Annotated in this window: 18 protein-coding genes; 10 read left to right on the top strand and 8 right to left on the bottom strand. The window is 57.9% G+C overall.

Annotation, left to right across the window (positions count from 1 at the left end):
* Positions 1–83: 83 nt before the first annotated feature.
* Positions 84–1190 carry an S-layer homology domain-containing protein gene (locus AC3YUO_RS08860; protein WP_489962669.1) on the bottom strand — a complete coding sequence of 369 codons (1107 nt, stop codon included), beginning with the start codon at positions 1188–1190 and terminating at the stop codon, positions 84–86.
* Positions 1187–1861 carry a redox-sensing transcriptional repressor Rex gene (locus tag AC3YUO_RS08855; protein ID WP_489962668.1) on the bottom strand — a complete coding sequence of 225 codons (675 nt, stop codon included), beginning with the start codon at positions 1859–1861 and terminating at the stop codon, positions 1187–1189. Before AC3YUO_RS08855 ends, AC3YUO_RS08860 begins: the two co-directional genes overlap by 4 nt.
* A gap of 221 nt (positions 1862–2082) precedes the next feature.
* Between AC3YUO_RS08855 and AC3YUO_RS08850 the strand changes: the two genes are divergently transcribed.
* From AC3YUO_RS08850 to AC3YUO_RS08830, 5 genes are all read left to right on the top strand, one after another.
* On the top strand, positions 2083–2220 hold the full coding sequence (locus AC3YUO_RS08850; protein ID WP_489962667.1) for a helix-turn-helix transcriptional regulator: 138 nt from the start codon (positions 2083–2085) through the stop codon (positions 2218–2220).
* Between the two features lie 645 nt (positions 2221–2865).
* Positions 2866–3636: an SH3 domain-containing protein gene (locus tag AC3YUO_RS08845; protein ID WP_489962666.1), complete on the top strand. Its 771-nt coding sequence runs from the start codon at positions 2866–2868 to the stop codon at positions 3634–3636.
* Between the two features lie 565 nt (positions 3637–4201).
* Positions 4202–4393 (top strand): hypothetical protein, encoded by a 192-nt coding sequence (locus AC3YUO_RS08840; RefSeq protein WP_489962665.1) that lies wholly within the window; start codon positions 4202–4204, stop codon positions 4391–4393.
* 95 nt (positions 4394–4488) lie between these two features.
* The gene (locus AC3YUO_RS08835) at positions 4489–6096 is read left to right on the top strand and encodes a recombinase family protein (RefSeq protein ID WP_489962664.1); all 1608 of its coding nucleotides are present in this window, start codon (positions 4489–4491) and stop codon (positions 6094–6096) included.
* Between the two features lie 70 nt (positions 6097–6166).
* Positions 6167–6583: a helix-turn-helix domain-containing protein gene (locus tag AC3YUO_RS08830; protein WP_489962663.1), complete on the top strand. Its 417-nt coding sequence runs from the start codon at positions 6167–6169 to the stop codon at positions 6581–6583.
* Between the two features lie 44 nt (positions 6584–6627).
* Here AC3YUO_RS08830 and AC3YUO_RS08825 read toward each other — a convergent pair whose 3' ends face one another.
* From AC3YUO_RS08825 to AC3YUO_RS08815, 3 genes are all read right to left on the bottom strand, one after another.
* On the bottom strand, positions 6628–8037 hold the full coding sequence (locus tag AC3YUO_RS08825; RefSeq protein ID WP_489962662.1) for an alanine/glycine:cation symporter family protein: 1410 nt from the start codon (positions 8035–8037) through the stop codon (positions 6628–6630).
* A gap of 153 nt (positions 8038–8190) precedes the next feature.
* Complete coding sequence (gene sigE, locus AC3YUO_RS08820) at positions 8191–8832, bottom strand: RNA polymerase sporulation sigma factor SigE (RefSeq protein WP_489962722.1); 642 nt, start codon at positions 8830–8832, stop codon at positions 8191–8193.
* Positions 8774–9790, bottom strand: coding sequence for a sigma-E processing peptidase SpoIIGA (locus tag AC3YUO_RS08815; protein WP_489962661.1), 1017 nt, complete (start codon positions 9788–9790; stop codon positions 8774–8776). Before AC3YUO_RS08815 ends, sigE begins: the two co-directional genes overlap by 59 nt.
* Before the next feature lie 216 nt (positions 9791–10006).
* Here AC3YUO_RS08815 and AC3YUO_RS08810 point away from each other — a divergent pair, with 216 nt between their 5' ends.
* The 5 genes from AC3YUO_RS08810 (at position 10007) to AC3YUO_RS08790 (ending at position 15361) form a co-directional block, all read left to right on the top strand.
* A complete protein-coding gene (locus AC3YUO_RS08810; protein WP_489962660.1) occupies positions 10007–10318 on the top strand; it encodes a PadR family transcriptional regulator in 312 nt (103 codons plus the stop codon).
* Positions 10315–11517 (top strand): DUF2812 domain-containing protein, encoded by a 1203-nt coding sequence (locus AC3YUO_RS08805; protein ID WP_489962659.1) that lies wholly within the window; start codon positions 10315–10317, stop codon positions 11515–11517. Before AC3YUO_RS08810 ends, AC3YUO_RS08805 begins: the two co-directional genes overlap by 4 nt.
* A 15-nt stretch (positions 11518–11532) precedes the next feature.
* The gene (locus AC3YUO_RS08800; protein ID WP_489962658.1) at positions 11533–12828 is read left to right on the top strand and encodes a DUF2812 domain-containing protein; all 1296 of its coding nucleotides are present in this window, start codon (positions 11533–11535) and stop codon (positions 12826–12828) included.
* Between the two features lie 15 nt (positions 12829–12843).
* Positions 12844–14052: a DUF2812 domain-containing protein gene (locus AC3YUO_RS08795; RefSeq protein ID WP_489962657.1), complete on the top strand. Its 1209-nt coding sequence runs from the start codon at positions 12844–12846 to the stop codon at positions 14050–14052.
* 64 nt (positions 14053–14116) lie between these two features.
* A complete protein-coding gene (locus AC3YUO_RS08790; protein WP_489962656.1) occupies positions 14117–15361 on the top strand; it encodes a DUF2812 domain-containing protein in 1245 nt (414 codons plus the stop codon).
* 46 nt (positions 15362–15407) lie between these two features.
* Here the strand turns inward: AC3YUO_RS08790 and AC3YUO_RS08785 are convergent, their stop codons facing one another.
* Genes AC3YUO_RS08785 through AC3YUO_RS08775 form a run of 3 tightly spaced genes read right to left on the bottom strand, consistent with a single transcriptional unit; the run spans position 15408 to position 19405 of the window.
* On the bottom strand, positions 15408–16001 hold the full coding sequence (locus tag AC3YUO_RS08785; RefSeq protein ID WP_489962655.1) for a ribonuclease M5: 594 nt from the start codon (positions 15999–16001) through the stop codon (positions 15408–15410).
* Between the two features lie 16 nt (positions 16002–16017).
* Complete coding sequence (holA, locus tag AC3YUO_RS08780; protein WP_489962654.1) at positions 16018–17058, bottom strand: DNA polymerase III subunit delta; 1041 nt, start codon at positions 17056–17058, stop codon at positions 16018–16020.
* A gap of 28 nt (positions 17059–17086) precedes the next feature.
* On the bottom strand, positions 17087–19405 hold the full coding sequence (locus AC3YUO_RS08775; RefSeq protein ID WP_489962653.1) for a DNA internalization-related competence protein ComEC/Rec2: 2319 nt from the start codon (positions 19403–19405) through the stop codon (positions 17087–17089).
* Positions 19406–19582 lie beyond the last annotated feature (177 nt).

Raw genomic sequence — 19582 nt, 5'->3', positions numbered from 1 at the left:
ACCTCCTGTTTTATGAAAGTTTTAAGAGGGCTGTTTGCCCTTCTCATCCCCATCATATGCACAGGCTGAAAATGGGTTCGGCTTTAAGCAGTAAATTTTTCCGCAAACACGCGCAGCATGGCCGCAACTTCGGCCCGGGTGGCGCTGTTCTGCGGGCTGAGGGTCAGGGTGCTGGAGGAGGTACTTCCAACAATTCCCTCCGCCACTGCCCAGGCAAAGGAATCCCGGGCCCAGACGCTGGCCTGGGACAAATCCTGATAGCCGGACAGGTCGGCTCTTGCGTCTGCACTCTGCCCCAGATAATTGCGCACGAAGCTGTGCAGCAGAACCACAATCTGCTCCCGCGTCACCTTCAATTCAGGGCCAAAGGTGTTAGGACCAGTTCCCGCGGTAATCCCCTGCTCGGCGCCCCACTTCACGTAAGCGGCGTACCAGGCCGAGTCCGGCACATCACTGAAGCTGGCATCTGCCGAAAGCAGCTCATCCTCCGGCGAACCGGCCAGGCGGTAGAGCACGGTCATCAGCATGGCACGGTTCATGGCCTCATAGGGGCCGAAATGAGTGGCATCCACGCCGGAGAAGAGCCCGTTTTCATAGGCGTAGCACACCTGAGTATAGAACCAGTCCTGCGTACTGACATCATAAAACGGGATGGCGGATCCGCTCCCGGCTGTGTAGGTGTAGCTGCCCTGGACTCCCATCTGGGCCGCGCCGGAGCTGACGGAAATGGAAGCGGTGGTATCCTCTCCCGTCAGATACCGGTGTCCGGTGGTAAGGCGGCTGCCGGAGGCGATCTCACTGCCCTCTGTCACATCTATGAAGGCTCCGTTGTGGGTGACCACCGCGGTGCCAGACAGCACAAACAGTCCGGATCCAGTGGTCAGCTCCACCTTATCACCACCCTTCCATTCTCTGGGCTGGAAGGAGGTACTGTAACTACCTGAAGTTCCGGTGCTCTGCCCCAGATAGCCTTGCTGAAGGGCGTCCAGAGTACTCTTGGCCTGGTCGTAGGCCTCCTGCAGCTTCTGATTGGCGGCAGTGGTACCCTGACTTACAGCACTGGGAATCACGGTGTTGTTCAGATAACTCAGCGAGATAAGGCTGTCTCCGGAGGACAGCGCATAGGCCCCGCAGGCCAGAACCAATAAAACACCGGCCGTCACTGCCAGCCGGAGGACTTTCTTTTTCATACGGACTCCTCTCCAGCATCTGTTTTCCGGTCGAATTCCCGCTGGGTGATCATGTAATTCAATGCCAGCAGACTATCGGAGAAGTGCACGGACTCCACCACGACCTGTTCCGGGTTAAAGCTGATCTCATAATTGGTAAAATTCCAGATGCCCGGCACACCGGCGGCCACCAGACGGTCGCCCATCTCCTGAGCCGCTGCAATGGGGACCGTCAGAAGTCCCACACTCACCGGATTTTTGGCCAGAAATGCTTCCAGCTCATCTGCATGATAGACGGGCACACCGGCAATTTTTGTACCTACCACCTGTTCATTTACATCAAAGGCGGCCAGAAGCCGGAAGCCGTTGCTGGAAAAGCGGAAATTCTCGATAATAGCCCGGCCAAGGTTGCCGGTACCCAGCACCACCACAGTGTGTCCCCGGTTAATGCCCAAGATTTCACCGATTTCCTCTTTCAGCGTATCCACTTTATATCCATACCCCTGCTGGCCAAATTCTCCGAAGCAGAACAGATCCTGACGGATCTGGGAGGCGGTCAGGCCCATGGACTTGCCCAGCGCGCTGGAGGAAATCCGGACCACTCCCGTCTCCTGCAGCTCGGACAGGTGCCGGTAATACCGGGGCAAACGCCGAATGACGGCCGTTGATACTTTGGAATTTCGTTTCATCATTGCTGCTCCCTAACTGTTTGGAGGTAGTGCGGGCAGCCCTGGACTTGAGACCTCAGAGCGGGTCTCCGGTCGTCTTCCCACAGCCCCATACTGCCCTCATTTTACTATAACAGTTTACCCGATCTCCTCCCCACTGTCAAATTCTTTTCCTTTCCAGTCAACGGTGCGTTGGTTGCAATCCCGGTTCTCATTTGGCATAATGACATCTGGGAGGGATCGTTATGAATCAAACAAAAATCGGACTGCTTATCCGGATGCTGCGCACCGAGCGGGGTATGACCCAGCGCCAGCTGGCCGGCGTCCTGGGAATCACCGACCAGGCGGTCTCCAAGTGGGAACGCGGCCTTTCCCATAGTTAAAGAAGTGGACCACAACCCCACGCTTTTACTTCACCCTCAGGCCCACCGCAAAAACTCATCCCCCGCAGGGGATCACAGCGACGGAATATCCCACGGGGCCCAGTTTCCCATCTCCACCCAAACCCACGGCGGGGATATTCCATGGAGCGGAACCAACCTTATTCCCCGCCTTGTACCCAGCTTTCTGCATAGCATCCAGGCCCCACCCGTGGCGGGCCACCCAGCCACCGGCACACACACAGCCACCCTCTGAACAACAAAAAACGGCCCTTTTCGGACCGTTTCAAATGACCTTGCAATCTTTCCCATTCTGGAGTAAAATAGTTTCATCGAGATAAATAGAGGCAGGACGTGAGGTGTTGCGAGCACCCCACGCCCCTATGCAGGAGAAGGGACCTCCCACACAATAGCATTTCGCTACGCCTTTTCTCATTATAGCCGCTTTGGATTTAATTTACAAGGTGGTTGTGATGGGCTTTGTGTCGTACCTCAATGCGGTGTAGGGAATATACAGCCCTGCGCCGCTTTTATTTATCTCGGCGGGAACGCCCAACGGGGGACCGGGAGCAATCCCACCCCCAGCGGGCCGGACCGTTGAGAGGCAATAAAAAAGCCGTCACTGTGACGGCATAGGAGGAAACCATAATGAAAAAGGCTTTGATATTGGGCTTGTCTCTTTCACTGGCCCTGACCCTGACCGCCTGTGGTGGTTCCAATGACAACACCGCTGACAGCACCCAGGACACCAGCACCCCGGAAGTTACCCAGCCCGTGGACACCAGCACCCCCGAGGTGGAGCAGAACACGCAAACCACCCAGGGAAACCCGGAGCAGACACCAGCTGTTGAGGAAACCACCACTCAGCAGGCTACTCAGACCAGTCAGCAGACCCAGGTACAGCCAGAGGTCAAGTTATTCAATGATTGTAATGAAACGGTGTATGCCACGGAGACAGTAAACATTCGTTCCAGTTATAGTGCTAGCAGCAACAAGTTGGGTTCATTAACCAAGGCCCAATCAATCAAGCGTACCGGAACTGGTACCGGAGCTGCAGCAGGTTGGAGTCGAGTAGAGTTTAATGGTAAGGAAGCATATATCAATTCCAGTTACTTAAGCACCACGAAGCCCCAGGTAAGCACAAGTACCAGCAAGCCCAGCACCTCGAGTGGAACTTCAACCAGCAAACCCAGCACCTCAACTAGTAAGCCAAGCACATCAACAAGCAAACCCAGCACATCAAGTGGCTCCAGTACTTCTGGTAGCTCTGGGGCCCCAGTTTTTAAGCCAACACCTGGGCATACTAGTGGTAATCAAACTCTAACAGATGACAGCGATTTTGGTGATATGATAGGTAATAATGATGATAGCAATGTAGGCGGTTACTACAATCCAGAAACAGGTGAGTTCTTCCAGTAAGGAGGGATAGTAATGACAGCCAGCCGCGCCCTTGGCGCCACCGGCACACTCCCCACAAAACGGCATCCTATAGAATCAGAGGCTCCCAACCTGGGGGCCTCTTTTTTTGTCCCCTCAGCCCCTGAGGGCGGCACATCTATTCCCCATTGGTCCCATAATCGTGTTGGCCCCAAGCCAACACCAAGGGGGCGAGCGAGCGGCGCAGGCGAAAGCCGAAGCTGCCGCCCGCCCTCTTGTCAGTTGTAAGGCCCCCGTCATGTGCCGCCCGGTCAGATGCCTCCCATATCTAGTAGGAGGCATTTAGTGTACTCCGGTGCAATCCTGTGTCCTAAAGCAAGTGTTACCTTTAGGGCACTTCTGTACCGTGTACCATTCTCACTTCTGTTTCTAAAATGGCAACAAACCTTGCCGCTATTGGCATTACCAGCCCCACGGCCTTGTTTTATACTGAAATCAGACAAAGCCCCTCCCACTCAAAAATTTTCCCCACCATACCCTGACAAACACCCTCTCAAATGTCCGTATTATGTGACGATCTATTTTGAACGAATGGAGATGATGCCCCATGTCCCCCGATGACATAAGCAGCCTACAGGGCCACACATATACCGCCCCGAACGGTCAGCAGTATTTTCAGATGGGGAAAAACCGTATCAAAATTACGGAGCATTTTCCATCTGTGGGAAAAACTTTTGCCGACTTCATAGAGGAGATGGCAATCCATAAAAAGAAGGAAGACATTGATAAAACAGCGTAATTTCATTGAAATATCACCATATTTATGGTATAATAATTGCGAAGTAAAACCATAAGCGTGGGGTTGTTTCTATACAAAGGAGGTTTATTTTTACTATGAAGCAACCCATACAAGCAGCCCTATATATGCGTCTAAGCAGGGACGATGAATACTACGGTGACAGCGTGAGCATTGAGACCCAGCGCACCATCATCAATCAATTTGTGCAGGAGCAGGGCTTTCCCGTCTATGACGAGTATGTGGATGATGGCTGGAGCGGCACCAATTTTGACCGCCCTGATTTTAAGCGCATGATGGACGATGTGGACAGTGGCAAAGTAAATTGTATCATCACCAAGGACCTGTCCCGGTTTGGCCGTGAGCATATTCAGATGGACCACTATTTGGAGATTGACTTTCCCGCCCGTGGTATTCGCTATATCGCCATTACCGACAACGAGGACACCGAAAAGGGGATGTCTGATTTCGTCCCGTTCAAAAACCTGTTCAATGAGTGGTTCGCCAAGGACACCAGCCGCAAGGTCAAAGCCGCCCTCAAAGCCAAGTTTGCCAGGGGACAGCGTGTTTTTTCCTATGCTCCCATTGGCTACCGCAAGGACCCGGACGATAAGTGCCATCTGCTGATTGACGAGGAGACCCGCTGGATTGTCGAGAAGATTTTTGATATGGCCTATCGTGGTGATGGTGCCGCCCGGATTACCAAGCATTTAGTGAGTGAACAAGTCCCCACCCCCGCATGGCTCAACTTCCAGAGATACGGCACATTTGCCCATATCTTTAAGGACCAGCCGGAAAGCAAGCGTTATATGTGGACTATCGCTCAGGTAAAAAGTATCTTGAAGGATGAAACCTACATTGGCAACAGCGTACACAACAAGCAAAGCAATATCTCGTTTAAGAACAAGAAAAAGGTCCGCAAGCCGCCCAGCGAGTGGGTACGCATTGAGAACACCCAAGAGGCAATTATCAGCCGTGAGGTGTTTGACAGAGTGCAGGAGCATATAGTCTCCCGCCGCCGCTCCATGAAGAACCAGACAACTCAGATTTTTGCCGGGCTTGTCAAGTGTGCTGATTGTGGTTGGTCTATGCGCTTCGGTACAAACAAAACCGTCAGTCACCCATTCAGTCATTTTACTTGTAGCCAGTACGGACAGGGGACGGGCCTTTGTTCTAATCACTATATCCGCTATGATGTTCTATATGCCTTTGTTCTCTCCCGTGTTCAATATTGGGCCAAGGAGGTACAGGACCATGAGGACACCGTACTGCAACGGCTGATAAAGACCGGGGATAAAAACAGGGACAGCGCAAACCGAAAAGCCGCCGCCGATTTGAAGAAAGCCGAAAAACGGCAACGGGATTTAGACACCCTATTTACCAAGCTGTACGAGGACAGGGTAAGTGAAAAGATCACGGAACGCAATTTTTCCATGCTGTCCCAAAAGTACCAGCAGGAGCAAGATGAGTTAGAGGCCAAGATTACCGCCTTGAAAAATCATTTGAAGCAAAACGAGGAACAAGTCTCCGGGGCTGAACAGTGGATAGAACTGGTCAAGCAATTCTCACGCCCCACAGAGTTGACCGCCTTGATGCTCAATACGCTGGTTGAAAAAATCCTAATCCACACAGCAACCAAAAACCCCGACGGCACCAGGGAGCAGGAAATTGAGATTTTCTTCCGCTTCGTCGGCAAGATTGACTAAGTTTCTTTAAGTAAGGGAGACGGGCCTGGGCTGCCCGGATGTCTCCCTCCTGCCCGGCCTGGCCCGTGCGTTGGGCATCCCTCTGGATCAGCTGCTGGCCGGAACCCTGGAGGAGCAGGACCCGGATGGAGGCACCATGCGAAATCTAAGCTTTTATGTCTGTCCACAGTGCGGAAATCTCATCACTGCCACCGGAACCCCCACTCTCTCCTGCTGTGGGAGAGTACTGGAACCGCTGACACCCCAAAAGCCCGATGAGGCCCATCGTCTGAACGTCGAACCCGTGGAGGACGAGTGGTTTTTCACCACGGACCACCCTATGGACAAGGAGCATTACCTCTCCTTTGCCGCGCTGGTCACAGGAGAACAGGTCACCATGTTCAAGCGGTGGCCGGAGTGGGACTTTCAGGTTCGCCTGCCCCGACGGGGGCACGGGCAGCTGTACTGGTACTGCACCCAGCACGGCTTGTTCCGTCAAATTATTTAAGCAAAAAGAAACACCGGGAGCCGTCTGGCTCCCGGTGTTTCTTTTTAATTCCAAAAATCAGTTTTCTGCTTTAACCCGATGGAGGCGGCCCGGAATACCGGGTTCTGTCCTTCCCGCTTCTGGCGGGTATAGTCTTCCAGGCATTTCATGGCCGTCCCGCCCAGCAGGACAATGACCGGCAGGTTGATAAGCGCCATCAGTCCCATGAGCACTTCCGCGATGTTCCATACCAGGCTCAACTCCATTTGCGCCCCCAGGAACACCACCAGTGCGGCGGCAACCCGGAATACCGTCAAAGGTCCCTTGTTCAGGGTCCGTCCGGCAATGTAGTTGAGGCAGCCCTCGCAGTAAAAGAGGTTGCCCAACAGGGTAGTAAAGGCAAACAGCAGCATGGCTACCGTGATGAAGTAGGGACCCACAGGACCAAAGACGGTGCTCAGAGCCGCCTGGACATAGGAAGCACCGTCCGACATGGCGGGATCGGGGGCCACACCGGAGCACAGACACATCATGGCAGTGGCGGAACATACCAGAATCGTGTCAATAAACACAGACAGCATCTGAACCAGCCCCTGCTTCACCGGGTGGGACACGTCAGCGGCAGCGGCGGCGTTGGGGGCAGAACCCACGCCTGCCTCGTTGGAGAAGAGGCCGCGCTTGATGCCCTGCATCACTGCGGAACCGGCAAAACCGCCGAAAATGGCCTCAAAATCAAAGGCCCCCACAAAGATGGCCTTGAACACCTGGGGCAGCAGCTCCAGATTGATTACCATAACCACCAGAGCCATAAGGATATACAAAACGCCCATCACCGGAACCAGAACCCCGGTAACTTTCACCAGCTTCTTGCCACCGCCCAGAATGCAGATGGCAACCAGCACCGCCAGAATGGCGCCGCCAATGATCGGCACGTTAACCTGTTGGTAGAAGGCATATCCCTTCATGGTAGCAATCAGGTTGAAGGAGGCCAGCATATTAAATCCGCCGGCGTAGGTGAAAATCAGTACCACAGCAAAGATAACACCCAGCAAGCGGCTGTTCAGGGCCGCCTGAATATAGTAGGACGGACCGCCGTAGCTGCCCCCCTGCTTGTCCCGCACCTTATAAATCTGGGCCAGAGTGCTCTCCACAAAGGCGGAGGCGCCGCCGATGATGGCGATCAGCCACATCCAGAACACCGCTCCGTAGCCGCCGATGCAGATGGCTCCCGCCACACCCACAATGTTGCCGGTACCCACCCGGCTGGCGGTGGACACCATCAGAGCCTCAAAGGCGGAGATGGAATTCTTGCCGCCGGACTTCTCCCCCACCACGCGGATGGACTCCGGCAGCATCCGCAGCTGGACCAGACGGGTCCGGATGGTAAAATAAAGTCCTACCCCCAGCAGCAGAATAATCAGCACAAAGCTATACATCAGGTTGTTGATCTCACCGATCAGGTTTGCAAACGCCATGTACACCAAGCATCACTTCTCTTTCCTCTCATCTTTCGCAAAGCGGGAGAGGGTGCCTTTAGCATCCTCTCCCGCAAAACGATAAGCACCGGCAGATTAGTTTATCATACTCCGGCCAGTTTGACCAGTTTTTTCTGAAAAAGAACAAATTCGCTACATCATTCGGATGATTTCCTTTTTCAGCCGGGCAATGATGCGCTTCTCCAGCCGGGAGATGTAGGATTGGGAGATCCCCAACTGGTCGGCTACCTCCTTCTGGGTGCACTCTCTTCGTCCATCCAGGCCGAAGCGCAGGGTGATGATGGTGCGCTCCCGGGCCGAAAGCCGGTCCATAGCCTTCTGCAGCAGCTGCCGGTCCACATCCGCCTCAATGGGCCGCATTACCAGGTCTCCCTCGGTGCCCAGAATGTCAGACAGAAGCAACTCATTGCCGTCCCAGTCGGTGTTCAGCGGCTCGTCAAAGGAGAGCTCCGTCTTCTGGTTGGAGGTCTTCCGCAGGTGCATGAGGATCTCGTTCTCAATGCAGCGGCTGGCGTAGGTGGCCAGCTTGATGCTCTTGGCAGGCTGATAGGTCCCCACCGCCTTGATAAGACCGATGGTGCCGATGGAAATGAGATCCTCTATGTTGATGCCGGTATTCTCAAAGCGGCGGGCGATGTAAGCCACCAGACGCAGGTTGTGTTCAATGAGGCGGTTTCGGGCCTCGCGGTCACCCTGTTCCAGGCGGGCAATGAGCTCACTCTCCTCCTCCCGGCTCAGCGGAAGCGGCAGGGTATCGCTGCCGCCGATATACATCACCTTTCCGGGCAGAATCAGTCCGAAAAACTGGAGCAGCGCCTCCACCCGATCTCTCATTGGAACACAAATTCCCTTCACGTCGCTCATTCCTCCTGTTCATCGGCCCAATCAACGCTCCATAGCCTCCGCCGTCCGACACCGGCGTAGGGGAAAGCGCCACCAGCATTGGGCCCTGCCGGCAGCCGCCGCAAATTGCCTCATCCACCCGCACGGCCAGCAGCAGTCCACGGTCTGTCCCCACACTTCGGTAGGGCAGCAGGCGGAACCGTCCCTGCCACTCCCCTGTCCCCAGCCGGGCCATCCCTCCCGCCGGGTCCAGAAGGTCCGCTGCTCCGGGCCGGTGCCCGCTGGGAAACAGATCCCGCAGCCGCTCCCCTTCCGCCACCATCACCGGCTGGCCGGATACCGGATCGGTAAGGGTGTTGCCCGTGTCCACCAAGGCAGCGAGTTCCAGCGTTCGCCCCGCCAGGTACAAATGCACCCCCACCAGCTCCCCGGACAGGGTGGTGTGGGCGGCCAGACGGCGAAACACCACCGTCAGCACCCCGTAACACACCGCGGCAGACAGCAGAACGGTCTTCAAATCCAGGCCGGAGTAAAAGACCCCGTTGCCCAGGGTCAGCCCCCCTTGGCCCAGCAGACCGATGGCGACCACCCCGCCCCCCAATGCGCAGGTGAGCAGAAGAAACAGCAGCCCCTGACGCAGCAGGCGGCGGCTCCCGCCGTAGGCGATGAGTAGCATGAGGAGGGCCGATGCCAGCCGACACAGGGGACGGCTGAGGAAGCCCAGTCCCGGCAGGAAGAGGGCCACGGCGTGCAGCCCACCCAGCACCGCACCCAGAGCAAAGCGCAGCCGCCGCAGGGGCTCCCCCGCCAGCCGGGCGGCGGACAGCAGCAGCAGGTAGTCGATGATGGCGTTGAGCAGAAACAGAGTGTCTACATAGATAACGGTCACACTGCCGCCTCCCCTCATCTAGCCTGCCAGAGACCGTCCCAAATCAACCGTTCCCATTATAAAAGCTTGGCCTGGAAAAAGTGGTCACAATCGGGAGGCGCAAAGGCTGTCGATTGTCCCCGCTCTTTTCCCGTCTCTATTGACAGTTTTTTAATCTCGGATTATAATATCGTTAGACGATATTATAAAGCGATTTTATGGAAGGAGGGCTTGTCTATGGGCGGAAAGGAGCGCGGTGCGCTGACAGAACCCATGTTTTATGTTCTGATGTCCTTCCTGCGCCGGGATATGTGCGGCATTGATATCACGGAATTTGTGGAACAAAAGACCAACGGCCGGGTGCGCCTGGGCCCCGGCACCCTCTATACCCTGCTGGGCAAGTTTCTGGACGGAGGGCTCATTGAGGAGACCGAGGTGGACGGACGCAAGCGCACCTACCGCATCACCCAGAAAGGCCGGGAGGCCTATCAGGAGGAGCTGGAGCGGCTGCGCGCCTGTGTCCGGGACGGAGAGGAGGAGCTGTCATGAGCAAGACCACAATCCGCGTTACCCCCTTTGGAGGCTTTGATATTCCCGGTCTGGAGAGCTGGCTGGCAGCCATGGCCGCAAAGGGATTTCGCTTTACCATGACTACGGGACCGCTGAGCTTCTTTGACCATGACGAGGCCCGGACGGTGCAGGTCCATCTGGAGCCTATCCAGGGCAGCACGGATGAGAACCCGGAGCTGAACGCCATCTATGAGGAAGCAGGCTGGCAGTACTGGGGCATGTTCCGGGGCAGCTTCTACGTCTACGCTTCCCCCGACCTGGAGGCCCGGGCCCACACCGACCCGGACACCCTGGACTATGCACTGAAGAAGTTCTTCCGCCAGAAGTTGGTGGGCGGCGTGCTGCTCCTGCTGGCCAACGTCCTGCTGCTGGGGCTCTACTGGCGGGGCGCGCCCTGGGAGATTGACCTGCTGTGGCTTCAGTACTACCCAGTTGAGACGCTGTCCAACGGCACTACCATCCCCTTCCTGCTGGCCGCGCTGGGCTTTCTGCTCATTGACCTGTCCTATCTGCTGGGGCTCGGCCACCTGATGCGCTACCGCCGGGCGGTACGCAGCGGCGGCAAGGCACGTGGACACCGGGGGGTGGGCTGGCTGCTGGCAGTGGGCCTGTTGGTACTGCTGCCGGTACTCATCAATACCGTGCAGCTCTTTTCCGGTACAGACTATCGTCCCTACGACCTGGAGGGCTCCGGCTTTGTCACCCTCACTGACATCGAGGGAGAAGATTTCCGCCTCTCCGGAGACTTCTTGTATAACCCAGACTACATCTCCCACGGCGGTACCCTGCTGGACCCGGAACATTGGTATTTCCGGCAGTATGGCTCCTTCCGCCAGGATCAGAGCCCCTACGACGTTCCCCGCCTGGAAATCTCCATCGTCCGCTACCCCCTGGAACTGCTGGCGGAAATACGGGCTGAAGAGTGGAGCCGCCAGGAAATTAACAACTCCGGAGACTATGAGGTGCTCCCTTCCGACTACGGGCTGGATGAAATCTACTACGCACCCCGTGAGGGCTGGACCCATATCAGCGAAATTGCCGGCGAAAAACGGGTGTTTCTGCCCGGCGGAATCTTTATCCTACGCCGGGGAAATACCGTCCTCTTTGCCGACTACTACGGCGAGCAGGATCTGACTGCGCATCTGGAACACTTTGCCGACATGCTGGAGGGCCTTTAAAAGGAGGACTTTGCGATGAAACGGGATGACACTTTGGTGAAGAAATTCGTCCCTTGCGCACTGTGGGATTTTGCCGGATTACAGGGCTGGCTCAATGAGCTGGCCCGGAAGGGATACACGCTGGAGCGTTGGCCGGGGCACTTTTTCATCGGCAGAGCTCTCTTCCGGAAGGACCCGGCAGCGGCGCAAGCCCGCTATTGCCTGGACCCCATCGGCGAGCGGATTGGAGAGCTAGAGCTTCGGGAGCGGGCGGCCAACTACCGTGAATTTGGCTGGCACTATGTAGACCGCATTGGGAAGCTCTATGCTGTCTACCGCTGCGACGACCCAGAAGCACAGGACCTTTATACCGACCCAGAGAGCCTGGCCTGGGCGATGAAAAAGCAGCTTCGCTGGACTTTGGCAAGCATGATATTCTGGGTGGTGTGGTTTGTTTTCCTCTTCCGAAATGAGTGGCCTTTGTTATTCCGCTGGCCGGAGGAGTTTTTGATGAATCTGATTTTCCGGGCGGAAATTCTCATTCCGCTCTACGGAATTCTCCTGATTCTGGCGCTGCAGGCCGTTTTCAACGGCATTGGCACCTTTCTGGGAATTCGAAAAACCCGGGCTTGCCTGCGCCAAGGCGAGTGGCCCACATCCAAAGCCCGACGCTACCCGGAGTTTGTGGGATTTCTGCTGTCTGCCATTACAGTAAGTGTGTTGGTTCTGTTTTTGGTGTACCTCGGCACATCCGGCGTACTTCACAGCAAGACACTGTCCGGCCCGGAAGAGTGGAATTTCCCCCATGTGACGTTGGAGGAGACGCTGCCCCCCGATACGAACCTGCGAATCTACAGCAACCAGGAACTGCTTCACATTGACTCCTTTGACCATTCTCTCCTGGCCCCGGAGCAGTATGATGTGGCTCAGGGCGGAATGGTGACTCTGGCAGACGGGACAAGGATGGATTCCAGGCTCTATCAGGAGTCGGTCCGGGCCGCCTCCCCTGCCCTGGCTCAGGCCATTTACCGGGGACGGGTGACGGCACACCGCCACTCTCTGGAGGAGCGCCGCATCAACTGGGAGGAAAATGCCTCCATTTTTCACACCAATTCCCCAAATGCCTACGATTTTACCCAGGAAGAGGAGCTCGCCTACCCCGGTCTGGACGCTCTGACCCGCTTTGTCTACCAGTTCTCTGACGAGACGCACCCCAACATGGTCTACATCGGGCTGGCGGAAGACCGGGTATTTGTCCTTAACTGCGACGGGGCAGTAAATGGAGATACTGCTTTAGCTCTCCTGGTCCAGCGGCTGACGGAACAAGCATAAGAAAGGAGCTCCTTTATGAAACGCGTCTATAAACTGACCCCGGTGCGGGAGTACGACATCGCCGGGGTAGAGAGCTGGCTGGAGGACATGGCCCGGCGGGGGCTGTACTTAAAGAAATTCCGTCCCCTGTTCTGCACCTTTGAGCGTGGCGAGCCGGGTGAGGTGCACTACCGCCTGGAGCCTCACCGCCGTGTTCTGGACGACGAGCTGCCCCAGTCCATGCTGGAGCTCTATGAGCAGTTCGGCTGGGACTGCGTGGACGAGGTCAACCGCTCCATGCTCATCTTTTCCACCCGGAATCCCGACGCTCCGGAGCTCCACACCGACCCAGAGCTGCAGGAAACTCAGTGGCGGAAGCTCTACCAGTCGGCCCGGAACGGGTTTGTGGCAAATCTGCTGCTGGCCCTGCTCGTCCTGGCCTTCACCGGCTACCTCCTGCTGGGCGAGGGTACACCGGTTCTTAGTCTAGTGGAGACCTCTGTTCTTCCTCTGGCTCTGCTGGAGCTCTGGGTTATCGCCCAGCTTATGGTCTCCATCCCGGACTTGAGCCTGCTCTCTACCACGGTCCGGCGGCTGAAAGAGGGCATCCCTCTGGAGCACCGGGCGGTCTATCCCCGCCGGCGGCCCTGGGCTATCCCCGCTTTTCTGGTTTCCCTCATTGTTCTGCTTGTCCTGATTGTGGGGAACTACATTCTCCCCTTCACCGGAGGCGGCGTACAACCCCTGAACGCGGTGCAGGACTTCACCCCGCTGTCCCTGGCCAGTCTGGAGGGCCCGGACTATCAGCCCGACGCCTATGTGTCCGGCGGCACGGATTACGCCAATTTCAGCCGGCAGGAGCACTATCTGCTGTGCTGGCGCCAATGGGAGGTAGTGGAGACCGGGAAGTGGAGCGCAGACGGCCAGTGGACCCGCCTGGAAATTCAGTGGTATGACCTGGCTCTCCCCTTCCTGGCCCGGCCTCTGGCTCAGGAACAGCTCCAGGCCGCCACCCGGCTGGAGGACAACATCTGGTGGGCCGCGCCGGAGGACGAGGAACGCACCTGGGCCATCACCCAGTACCCCGGCCAGGGGCTTGACTACCTGGCTGTGGCCCGGGAAGAAAACGGCCGGTTCCAGATTGCCGCTGCCGCTCTGAACGGCCGGACGGCGGTGATCCGCTACACCGGCCAGGGCAACCTCAGTGACCACCTGGAGGAGATTGCTGCCATGGTCCGCCCCTGAGTGCAAGACACCTGTGAGATGTTAAGCAGTTTCCCTTTTCACACACTGCGGAAAGGAGCTTACCATGAAAACGACACGAAAACTTCTCCCTCTCTCCGTCTATGACATTCCGGGCATCGAGGCCTGGCTGGAGGACCAGGCAAACCACGGGCTGTTCCCTGTCTTTCTGGATGCCTGGGCTACCTTTGAGCCCACCGGGGTGCCGGGCACCCGCTTTCGCCTGGAGCCCTGGGGTAAAATGGGCACCAGTCCATCGGAGGAGCAGTTGGAGCTCTACCACCAGGCAGGGTGGGAGTACGCCCTCACCGTGGGGCGTGCCTACTTTCTCTTTTATACCACCGACCCGGAGGCACCGGACCTCTACACCGACCACCAGAGCCGGGGACTGTCTCTGGAGCGGCTGGAGAAGCGGGTACAGCGCTACCGCCAGTTCGAAATCCTGCTCTGGTCCATGATAGGCATGCTGCTGGCGTGGGCCTTCTTCTTTCCGAGTAAATACGATGTGCAGCCCGACCGCTTAGCAAAGCTGCCGCTGATTCTGTTGGAGCTGTGCAATCCCATATTCCTGATGACAATGGTGGTAATGTTTGTTTCCTGGAGACATGAGCGCCGGGACCGGCGCATTTTGGCAAAGACCTGCCGGGCGTTGAAGGAAGGCTTGCCGCCTCCCCCCTCCCCTGGACCCAGCCGCACCATGGCACGGGAGCATAAAATCACCCTCATTCTCATTCCCATTCTGCTGGTAGGGTGGATCGTGATGCTTCTAAGCAATCGTGGACAGTTCACCGTCCCCGTGGAGGACTTCACCCGGCCCTATATTTCCCTTCAGGAGCTGGAGCAGATGGAGCTTGTCAGCTCTCAGGAGGTGTTCGGTGACTCCTCCTTCCACGAGGACGAAAACAAGGCGGAAAATCACCTTTCCCTCCTCTCTCCTGTATGGTACTCTGTCACCCAGGACGCTTGCGAGGCGGCCGATGGAGACTACAAAGGATATTCGCCCAATCCGAAAGACGGAACCTACCGCTACTCCCCTTGGCTGGATATGACCTACTTTCATCTGACCATTCCCGCTCTGGCCCGGCCGGTGGCAAAATCCCAGATGGACCATGACCGGGCGGTCAACCTGTACTGGACCTACGAGGAACTCAGTTACCCCGGCCTGGATTTCGTCATTCTGGCCACGGAACCTGACGGCATCTGGCAGGGGCTGGCTCTGGGCAAGGGCGGGCGGGTGGCAGTGTTCCACTATGGCGGCATGGAGGACCTCACCGATCACTTGGATCTGCTCTCCACCATGGTAACCGGCTGACCCGTCTTAGAACATAAAAAAGCTGCGGCCAATGGCCGCAGCTTTTTTATGTCAACTTCAGAATGTCCCTGGCTTCTTCTCGACTATAACAGCCATTGAGGACAGCCAGCAGGGCGTTGGCACTCATGTGCTCGGGCAGCTCCAGTTCCTTCAAAAGAGCCTTCCGCCGCCCGGCGCTGTCCGCACCGCCGGTAAGCCCGGCGGCCATCAGGTCCGCCTTAGTGAGGGGCGGCTCCTCCGGCTTTTCTTCGGCGCCCTCCCCCAAAAAGGTGGCCCCGGCCCGGCGCAGCACCTCCTCCAGCACCTGGGGCGGCATTCCTTCCACCCCCAGCTTGCCCTCCTTCCCCGGGCGGCGCTTGCGCCGCTCCTTGCCGTACACGTCGGGGATGTAGGCGTGCTTCACCTGGGCGGCGGGGATGGCCCCCCGGATGCGGTTGCGGATGACGAAGCCTGCCCCGTCCGAGTCGGTGAGGACGATGAGCCCCCGTCGCTGGGCCGCCCGGCGCAGCAGGGCCATCTGCTCCGGGTTTTTGAAGATGCCGAAGCCCGCCGTCTCCAGAATCAGGGTGTCCACCACCTGGGACAGGGTGTTTTTGTCGTAGCGGCCCTCCACCACAATGGCCTCTTGGATGCGCAGCATAGCTCCTCCTCCCGGGTCACACCGCGGGGGCGGCCAGCTTCAAGAGCAGGGTGGTGAGCAGCTCCTGGCCGTCCTGGCCGGTGGACTTCATGGCCAGGTCGGTCTGCCCGCACAGCACCACCGCCCGGCGGCACCAGGGCAGGGTGAAGCGCTTGGCGCTCTGCATCAGCTTGTCTGCCGGATAGGGCTTGAGCCCCCACAAAGAGGCCATCCACTCCCTGCCCCGCCCCTTCTCCAGGGCCAGCCGGGCGGAGTACAGCTGCCGCATCTGCCGCCCCAGGGACCACATGATCTTGATGGGCGGCTCCTGCATCTGGTAGAGCTCCCCCAGCACGGACATCCCCTTGTCGAAATTGCCCTCGCCGATGGCGTCGGTCATGCGGAAGACCACCGCGTCCAGCTGGGGGGTGGCCACCGCCTCAATGTCCGCCCGCGTGATGTGGGGCTGCTTGGCGTAGGCCCCTATCTTTTCAATTTCTCCAATCAGATTGTTCATCAAATCTCCACATAGAAAAATTAGCTCCAGGGCCAGCCGGGAGTCAATGTCCTTGCCTAAAGCCCGGAAGCGTCTGCGCACCCAGTCTACCAGGTCGCCCTGGTCCTGACGCACAAAGTTGACCACCGTGCCGTACTGCTTCAGCGCGCCCGCCAGCTTGGTCCGGGCGTCCCCCTTGTAGTCGATGAGGTCATAGAGGAAGACCACGCACACATACTCGGGCAGTTGGCTGAAGATGCGGATATACTCCTCCCGGTCCTTCTCTCCCGCCTTGAAGAGATCATAGTCGGTGACCATAACCAAGGTGCGGTCCGCCATCATGGGCAGGCAGTCTACTGCCTCCTCCAGAGTGTGGGGAGACATGTCCTTGGCTCCAATCTCATGGAGGTTGAACTCTCCCATTCCCCCGGACAGGAGAAGCTCCCGCAGCTTGCCCAGGTAGTAGTCCCGGAGGTAGGTCTCCTCCCCGTGGAGCACGTAGAGCCGGCCAGGCTTTCCTCCGGCCAGGTCCTTTTTCAATGTCTGGTAGCCGGAAGTATCCGGCTTGGTCTTTGGGGGCATAGCCCTTTCCTCCTTTTAGGATCCGTTGTTACGCCGCATCCTGGGACACGTTGGCCCGGATGGTGACGGTCCCCTGTAAATCAGTGCGGTAGATCTCCGCCCCTACGGCGGCAAGCCGCTCCAGAGTTTCCTGGGCGGGGTGGCCGTAGCGGTTGTTCTCTCCCGCGGAAATAACGGCAATCTCCGGCCGGATGGCATCCAGAAGCGCCTGGGTGCTGGAGGTCCCGGAGCCGTGGTGGCCCGCCACCAACAGTTCCACCTCCGGGAGATTTCCGTGCTCCAGCAAAAGGGGCTCCACCTCGCCGCTCATATCGCCGGTAATCAGTGTGTCGAAGCTGCCAGCCGTGGCCAACATGGTGAGGCCCAGCTCATTCGTGTCTGTTCCCTCCCCCAAGGGCGGGAACAGGGTAATGGATGCGCCGTCCTCCAAGTGATAGGTTGTGTCCTCCCGCACGAAATGCACCGGGATCTTCTCCTCCTGAGCCAGGGTCAGAATCTCCTGGCGAAGGGGATCCTCCGGTTCTACATCAGGAAGGGCGATGGCGGCCACCTCCACACGCCGGAGCAGCTGGGGTATGCCGTTGGCGTGGTCGGAGTGGTAGTGGGAGATCACCAGCAAATCAAGCTTTGTTTCACCCAGAGCCTGAAGATAGTCTGCCGCCACATCTCCCGCGTCATCCACTCCATCTCCGCCGCAGTCCATAAGGGCCAGAAAGCTGCCGGACCGCACGAGGATACTCTGGCCCTGGCCCACGTCCAGCGCCACCACTGTCATGTCCCCGGCGTAAAATCCGGCGGAGGTGAGCAGCAGCGCCACGCAGAATGTGGTGACGCAGGCACAGCCGGGCAGAATGATCCGCTTCGGTCCCTTCATCAGCCATCCAATGCCCAGCAGCAAATAGACAAAGACAAGCCAGGCCCGGTAATAGAAGCTGTCCAGCGGCAAGCTGGCCATGGTGAAGCGCCCCAGGGTGTCAATCACCCAGCACACATACCGGCCAAGCCAGGTAAAGGGGACGGCTACGAGCATACCCACACTGGGCAGCAGCCAGCCCAGCAGTCCTCCAGCCATGCCGCCCAGCAAAAGCAAACTCACCGCCCACAGGGTGAGCAGGTTGGAGATGGGCGCAATGACGGAGAACATACCAAAATGCACCGCCACCAGCGGCACGGTCAGCAGCATGGCCCCCAGAGTTGCGGAGAGCGTGGTGATACAGAACCGGGGTGCCCAGGTACACACCCGGACCCAGCGCCTACGATCATAGCGGTCCAGATGGACCAGGGCCAGCAGGCGGTCCTGAATGGACTGGGAGACCATCTGGATGCCCGCCACAGAGGCAAAGGACAGCTGCAGGCCGATGTGAGCGGCGGAAAAAGGATTCCATAACAGAAGCAGCATCAGGGCAAAGCCCAATGACGTGGGCGGGTCGTTCTCCCGTCCGAACAGCGGGGCAGCCTGGAGCAGCAGAATCATCACCGCCGCCCGCACCACCGAAGGCGTATTGCCCACCACACCGCAGAAAACAATGACCCACACGCCGGTCAGAACCGCGGTACTCCGCTTTCCCTTCCCCAGCAGAACCGACACAATTTCCGCCAGCACCGACAGGTGCATACCGGAAACCACCACCATGTGGGACAGGCCGGTGCGCTGAAGAGAGGTAGTAAACTGGTCGCTGAGCCCCTCCCGGTTCCCGGTCACCAGAGCCTGCATGAGAGGCGCCACATCGGCGGGAAAGCTGCGGGCGATGCCCTCCTTCAGCCAGTTGGCCAGCAGGGACGGCCAAACGGTGGGCGACGGAATTTCAGGCCGCTCCGACTCCAACGCCCCATAGGTCTCCCCCAAAAGGAAGATGCCCTTGGCGGTATAGTAGGTGATCTCCTCTCCGGACAGGGAGTGGTCCGCCAGGGCACAGTGAGCAATGACGGAAATCCGGTCTCCCGGCCGAAGCTCCGCACCCTGCTCATCTACATAGAGCAAGGTGAGCGGTTTCCGGAGACCTCCCAGGTCACTGCGGACCACCACGGAATAGCCGTAGTCTGTCTGCTGAGGATATTCCTCCACCACCGCCTCCAGGCGCACAGTGCGGCCGTCCAGCGCTCGGGCCGGCTCCATCACCAGATGGTGGAAGGTGGCGGTCCACAGAAGTCCCACCGACACCCCTGACAGCACCAATGTGCTCATGAGTCGGGTTCGCCTTCGCTTTGGCCCCATCCCCCACCAGAGGACGGGAGCAAGAAGGGCCAATCCCACACCCATCGGGACCAGCAGCGTCAGCGGCAGAAGACCGTTGGCTGCAAACACGGCAGCGGAACAGGAAAAGCTGAAGATGGCTAACTTTCGCACACCGCCGCCCCCCTGTTCCTCATTTACTCCAGAGACAGTTTACCTTGTTTGCCCTTAAATTGCAAGAGCAGCCCCAATCCTACCGCCTTCGACCCTCCCGGGCACACTTCCCTTCCCTTTTCCACGAATACGGGCGATAGGGCGGGAAACTTGCGATCGATTTTGCTTTTCTCCGCT

It is taken from the genome of Pseudoflavonifractor sp. HNCC25GI2 (genome assembly GCF_058136395.1).
The sequence above is the reverse complement of the archived record's forward strand: the minus strand, read 5'-3'. Positions and strand labels throughout refer to the sequence as shown.

Excerpts from the sequence above, each read along its gene's own strand:
- AC3YUO_RS08795 (WP_489962657.1), top strand. The coding sequence starts at position 12,844 with ATGAAACGCGTCTATAAACTGACCCCGGTGCGGGAGTACGACATCGCC.
- AC3YUO_RS08800 (WP_489962658.1), top strand. The coding sequence starts at position 11,533 with ATGAAACGGGATGACACTTTGGTGAAGAAATTCGTCCCTTGCGCACTG.
- AC3YUO_RS08805 (WP_489962659.1), top strand. The coding sequence starts at position 10,315 with ATGAGCAAGACCACAATCCGCGTTACCCCCTTTGGAGGCTTTGATATT.
- sigE (WP_489962722.1), bottom strand. The coding sequence starts at position 8,832 with ATGTATATCGGCGGCAGCGATACCCTGCCGCTTCCGCTGAGCCGGGAG.
- AC3YUO_RS08855 (WP_489962668.1), bottom strand. The coding sequence starts at position 1,861 with ATGATGAAACGAAATTCCAAAGTATCAACGGCCGTCATTCGGCGTTTG.
- AC3YUO_RS08845 (WP_489962666.1), top strand. The coding sequence starts at position 2,866 with ATGAAAAAGGCTTTGATATTGGGCTTGTCTCTTTCACTGGCCCTGACC.
- holA (WP_489962654.1), bottom strand. The coding sequence starts at position 17,058 with ATGCCCCCAAAGACCAAGCCGGATACTTCCGGCTACCAGACATTGAAA.
- AC3YUO_RS08840 (WP_489962665.1), top strand. The coding sequence starts at position 4,202 with ATGTCCCCCGATGACATAAGCAGCCTACAGGGCCACACATATACCGCC.
- AC3YUO_RS08835 (WP_489962664.1), top strand. The coding sequence starts at position 4,489 with ATGAAGCAACCCATACAAGCAGCCCTATATATGCGTCTAAGCAGGGAC.
- AC3YUO_RS08850 (WP_489962667.1), top strand. The coding sequence starts at position 2,083 with ATGAATCAAACAAAAATCGGACTGCTTATCCGGATGCTGCGCACCGAG.
- AC3YUO_RS08785 (WP_489962655.1), bottom strand. The coding sequence starts at position 16,001 with ATGCTGCGCATCCAAGAGGCCATTGTGGTGGAGGGCCGCTACGACAAA.
- AC3YUO_RS08790 (WP_489962656.1), top strand. The coding sequence starts at position 14,117 with ATGAAAACGACACGAAAACTTCTCCCTCTCTCCGTCTATGACATTCCG.
- AC3YUO_RS08825 (WP_489962662.1), bottom strand. The coding sequence starts at position 8,037 with ATGGCGTTTGCAAACCTGATCGGTGAGATCAACAACCTGATGTATAGC.
- AC3YUO_RS08860 (WP_489962669.1), bottom strand. The coding sequence starts at position 1,190 with ATGAAAAAGAAAGTCCTCCGGCTGGCAGTGACGGCCGGTGTTTTATTG.
- AC3YUO_RS08810 (WP_489962660.1), top strand. The coding sequence starts at position 10,007 with ATGGGCGGAAAGGAGCGCGGTGCGCTGACAGAACCCATGTTTTATGTT.